The sequence below is a fragment of the Nocardia sp. NPDC004718 genome (genome assembly GCF_053601535.1).
The window spans coordinates 1-3,236 of the sequence record NZ_JBSGCA010000131.1 but is presented as its reverse complement, the minus strand read 5'-3'; the positions used below and the strand labels follow the sequence as shown (position 1 = coordinate 3,236).

The following is a 3,236-nucleotide window of genomic DNA, read 5'->3' as shown; positions in this document are numbered from 1 at the left end:
GCCGACCTGCCGTTCGAGCGGCTGGTCGAGTTGCTCGATCCGGTCCGCTCGGCGGCGCGGCATCCGCTGTTCCAGGTGATGCTGGTGTTGCAGAATCTCGCTCCCGCGACGCTCGAGTTGCCCGGGCTCACGGTGTCGGGCATCGATCCGGGAGTGTCGGCGGCCAAGTTCGATCTGCAGATCACCCTGGCCGAGCAGCCCGGTGCGCCGGGTCTGTCGGTGGTGATCGGTTACGCGACCGACCTGTTCGACGAATCGACGGTGCGGAACTTCGCGAGCCGGTTCCGTCGTGTCCTGGCGGCGGTCGCGGCCGATGCCACCGCCGTGGTGGGCGATATCGATGTGCTCGCGCCCGGCGAACGCGAACTGGTACTGCACGAGTTATCCACCCGAGGTACGTCGGCGCTGGAGATGACGTTGCCGGATGTGATCGCCCGGCAGGCCTGGTCGCGGCCGGATGCGGTCGCGATCCGCTTCGGCGACGCCAGCTTGACTTTCGGTGAGCTGCACGGGCGAGCGAATCAGGTGGCGCGGGCGTTGATCGCTCATGGTGCGGGTCCGGAGTCGTTGGTGGCGGTGGCGGTGGCGCGGAGCGAGGAGTTGCCGGTCGCGTTGTTGGGTGTGCTGATCGCGGGGGCGGCGTATTTGCCGATCGACACCACCTATCCGGAGCAGCGACTAAAATTCATGCTCGACGATGCCGCCCCGGTGTGCGTGCTGACCACGGAGCAGGAGCGCCACGCGATGCCTGCCGGTGACTTGCCTGTGGTGCTGTTGACCGACGCTGAATCTTATTCGGACGCGCCGGTGGGTGACGGGCAGCGGGTGGGGCGGTTGCGCCCAGATAACCTCGCGTATGTCATCTACACCTCCGGCTCCACCGGTGTGCCCAAGGGCGTCGGGGTCGCGCACCGCAATGTGGTCGAGCTGTTCGCCAACGCCCAACCGTTGTTCAAGTTCGGCGAGCACGATGTGTGGACGCTGTTTCACTCCTACGCGTTCGACTTCTCGGTGTGGGAGATGTGGTGCGCGTTGGCGCACGGCGGCAGTGTCGTCGTGGTCGACTATGTGACCTCGCGGTCGCCGGAGCAGTTCCGTGAGCTGTTGATCCGAGAGCGTGTGACGGTGCTCAACCAGACCCCGTCGGCGTTCTACCAGCTGGTGGAAGCGGATCGAGCGGCGGACGCGGGTGAGCTCGCGCTGCGATATGTGGTGTTCGGTGGGGAGGCGCTGGATCTGCGGAAGCTGGGCCGCTGGTATGCCCGCCACGGTGAGCGGACGCGGTTGGTGAACATGTACGGCATCACCGAGACCACGGTGCACGTGTCGTTCCTGTCGTTGGACGAGCAGATGGTCGACAACCCTGCCAGCGTGATCGGTCGGGCGCTGCCGGGCCTGGACGCGTACGTGCTCGACGATCGGTTGCACCCGTCGCCGGTCGGGGTGGCCGGAGAGATCTATGTCGCGGGGGCGCAGGTCTCGCGCGGCTATCTGGGGCGTCCTGGGTTGGCGGCGACACGTTTCGTGGCCAACCCGTTCGGTGCGCCGGGCTCGCGGATGTACCGCTCCGGTGATATCGGGCGGTGGGTCGGGTTCGGTGGTCAGGCCACCCTCGAGTACGCCGGACGTGGCGACCATCAGGTGCAGCTGCGTGGGTTCCGCATCGAGCTCGGGGAGATCGAGGCGGCGCTGCTGCGCTGTCCGGGAGTGAGTCAGGCGGTGGTGCTGACCTGCGAGGACGAGCATGCCGGTGACCGTCTGATCGGATACGTCGTGCCCGATGCCGGGGCGAGCATGGATCCGTCGGTGCTGCGTACGCAGGTGTCAGAGTTCCTGACCGGCTACATGGTCCCGGACGCGATCGTGGTGCTGGAGGCGCTGCCGCTGACCCCGAACGGGAAGCTGGACCGGCGGGCGCTGCCCGCGCCGGAGTTCGTCTCCGCGACGGTGTTCCGTGCGCCGAGTTCGCCGGTGGAGCAGGCGGTGGCCGAGGTGTTCGCCGGGTTGCTTGGCGCGCCCGCGGTCGGGTTGGACGACGACTTCTTCGCGTTGGGTGGTAACTCGCTGCTGGCCACGCGGGTGGTGGCGCGGATCAACGAAGCGCTGGACGCGAATGTGGCGGTGCGCGAGTTGTTCGAAGCGCCGACGGTCGCCGCGCTGGCGGCGCGGGTGATGCCCGGCGCCGGTGCGGGTGCGCGCACGGTGCTGGAACGCGCCGAGCGGGTGGAGCCGATCCCGTTATCGCTGGCGCAGCAGCGGATGTGGGTGCTCAACCAGTTCGACCCCACCTCTCCCGCCTACAACATTCCGATGGCGATCCGGTTGACCGGCGCGCTGGATGTCTCCGCGCTGCGCTACGCGCTGGCCGACGTGCTCGAACGCCACGAATCGCTGCGCACCCGGTATCCGGCCGGTGGGCCGGGCGGGTTGCCGTTCCAGCAGATCCTCACCGTCGAACAAGCCCTGCCCGCCGGGCTGGAGGTCGTGGTCACCGACCACCCGATCGAGCAGATCACCGAGCTGATGCTGACCGGTTTCGACGTCACCACCGAAGTGCCGGTGCGGGCACTGCTGCTGGAGTCCGGGCACGACGAACACCTGCTGGCGTTCGTGGCCCACCACATCGCCGCCGACGGCGCGTCCATGGCCCCGCTGGCTCGGGACCTGGTGAGCGCCTACCTGGCTCGCATCGGCGGCAATTCCCCGCGCTGGTCCCCGCTGGAGGTGCAGTACGCCGACTACGCCATCTGGCAACGCAGCGTGATCGGCACCGACGACGTCGAGACCTCGGTGGCCGCACGACAGCTGGCGTACTGGCGTCACCAACTCACCGGGCTGACCGGGGGACTGGAGCTGCCGCTGGACCGGCCTCGGCCCGTGGTAGCGAGCATGCGGGGCGCCAACACCGGTTTCGCGGTGTCCCCGCAGGTGCACGCGGCATTGATCGCGCTGGCGCGTCAGCACAATTGCACCTTGTTCATGGTCGTGCACGCCGCGCTGGCGGTGCTGCTGGCGCGACTGTCCGGCGACCCGGACGTCGCGATCGGCACCCCCATCGCCGGACGCGGCGAACGCGCCCTCGACGACCTCGTCGGCATGTTCGTCAACACCCTCACCCTGCGCACCCGTGTCGAGGCCGCTACCAGCTTCACCGAACTCATCGACCAAGCCCGCGAAACCGACCTCGCCGCCTTCGCCAACGCCGACATCCCCTTCGAACGCGTCGTCGAAATCGT

The 3,236-nt window shown here is 68.3% G+C and carries 1 protein-coding gene; it reads left to right on the top strand.

The window, feature by feature from the left end:
• The coding region (locus ACWEH3_RS35850; protein WP_452358503.1) for an amino acid adenylation domain-containing protein at positions 1-3,236 on the top strand (3,236 nt) is incomplete at both ends.